The 1,947-nt window shown below is 66.0% G+C and carries 3 protein-coding genes; 2 read left to right on the top strand and 1 reads right to left on the bottom strand.

All coding sequences use genetic code 11. From position 1 onward, the window contains the following. Positions 1-91 precede the first annotated feature (91 nt). Positions 92-1,195: an IS630 family transposase gene (locus tag ACWEVO_RS35815; RefSeq protein ID WP_452311830.1), complete on the bottom strand. Its 1,104-nt coding sequence runs from the start codon at positions 1,193-1,195 to the stop codon at positions 92-94. Between the two features lie 112 nt (positions 1,196-1,307). On the opposite strand from ACWEVO_RS35815, the gene ACWEVO_RS35810 reads away from it, so the two are divergent. Together ACWEVO_RS35810 and ACWEVO_RS35805 are read left to right on the top strand one after the other, a co-directional pair. Next, positions 1,308-1,565, top strand: coding sequence for an integrase core domain-containing protein (locus ACWEVO_RS35810; protein WP_452311829.1), 258 nt, complete (start codon positions 1,308-1,310; stop codon positions 1,563-1,565). 5 nt (positions 1,566-1,570) lie between these two features. Beyond that, the coding region (locus ACWEVO_RS35805; RefSeq protein WP_452311828.1) for a hypothetical protein at positions 1,571-1,947 on the top strand (377 nt) is incomplete at its 3' end.

The following is a 1,947-nucleotide window of genomic DNA, read 5'->3' as shown; positions in this document are numbered from 1 at the left end:
CATCACCAGGACCAAGGATCAGCGGCGCGGCAACCGTCACGCCAACAAGTGTCCCCGACCCGCACTGTCAAATCACTTCAGACACGCGACACTAGTGCCCCGTCATGCAGCCCTTGAACGGGTAATCCGGGTGGCGGATCTTGGAGCGGGCGGCGAATGCGGTTTTCGGTTGGGCGCGCTGGTTGCGCCAGCGGATGTAGTCGCCGATGGCGGCATCCTGTTCGGAGTGGCTGCGGTGGTCGGTGCCGTTGAGGGCGAAGTACCGCACCGCGGCGAACTCCGCCTCGATCCAGTTCAGCCAGGACGCGTAGGTCGGCAGGAACACCAGCTCCACCTGGTTGGCGGCGCACCAGGCGCGGACCTCGGGGTGCTTGTGTGGGGAGAAGTTGTCCAGGATCAGGTAGAGGCGCTGGTCGGGCCAGCGGCGGCGCAGGGTCTTGAGGAAGCCGAGGAATTCCCGCCACCGTTTCCGGTCCCGGATGCGGTAGTGCAGGCGCCCGGTGGCCAGGTCCAGGGCGGCGATCATGTGCCGTACCCCCTGGTCACGGGTGTAGGTGGCCCTCAGCCGAACTGGTTGGCCCTGCGGACGCCAGGCCCGGCCGGGGCGGGGTTGCAGGTTCAGCGGCCCGAACTCATCCACGCAGAGCACCCGCCCGTCCGCGGGCGGGTGGTCGTAGAGGTCCAAGATCCGGCTCATCTTGGCCGTGAAGTCGGGGTCGGTGCTGGCCTTCCACGTCTTGGTGGCCTGCCATGACACCCCGCGCTCGTGCAAGATCCGCCGGAGCGTCTCGACGCTGATCGCCGCGACGTAACCAGCCGCGATCAGGTACTCGCGCAACTTGACCAGTGACCAGCAGGAGAATGGTTTGCCGAGGAAGCGGGGGTCGCACCGGGCGATGACGCAGATCCAGTCGCGGGTCTGCTCATCGATCCGTCTCGGTGCGCCCCCGCTCCATTTTGGGTCGAGTGCGTCGAACCCCCGCTCGTTGAACGCGTGGATCACGTCGCGGACGTAGTCCTCGCTGGTCTTGAGCAAGTGAGCGATGTCCGGCGCCGGCTGTCCCTGGGCGGACATCAGCACCACGATCGTCCGCCGCAGCTTCACCGGGTCCTTCGCGGTCCGGCTGATCCGCTGCAACCGCTGACCCTCGGCCATCGACACCTGCCGGACGAACACCTCCGGGCGTCTGCCCACCGGCCACCACCTCCCATAAACGTCGGGAGACAGCCTGCCCGACCCGTCCTCAGAACCGACGGATTACACGATCAACGTTCAAAGACGAGGCACTAGTGACTTCGCTAAAACGTTGAAGAAACTCGGACTACGGCAATCGGTCGGCCGGACCGGAATCTGCTACGACAACGCACTCGCTGAATCATTCTTCGCCGCCCTCAAGAACGAGCGCGTCAACCGCACCGAGTACCCCACCCGCGAGCACGCCCGCCGCGACATTGTCAGATACATCGAGATCCGCTACAATTCCCGCAGACGCCACTCAGGACTCGGCTACCGCACCCCACAACAAGCCCGAAACGAGTTCCTGAACCACCAGCTCGCAGCATGAATTAGTTGCCGGTCAGCTGTCCGGAAAACGCGGGGCACATCAACCACTATCAGCGGCTCATCGGCCTCGACCCGCAGCACCACCTGCTCGGCAAGCTTGCCGTGCTGCGCGAGGAGATCCGGCACGTCTCCGCCCGCCGTACGAACCTCAACCAGGCGCTCGCGTGGGCTGCCGCCCGTTGGGCGGTGGACCAGGCGATTGCCGCGGGCGCGACCGTGATCTACGTGGAAGACCTGCGGTCGATGGAAGCCCAGGGGATGGGCGCCACCCTGAATACGCGCCTGTCGCAGCAGGTCCGCGGGCAGATCGTCGACCGGATGCGGCACCTCGCCGCCGAGACCGGTATCGCCGTGGTCGGCGTCCCGGCCCGCAACACCTCCAA

This window comes from Micromonospora sp. NPDC003776 (genome assembly GCF_053605645.1).
Note: the sequence above shows the minus strand (reverse complement) of the source record. Positions and strands in the feature narration are given on the sequence as shown.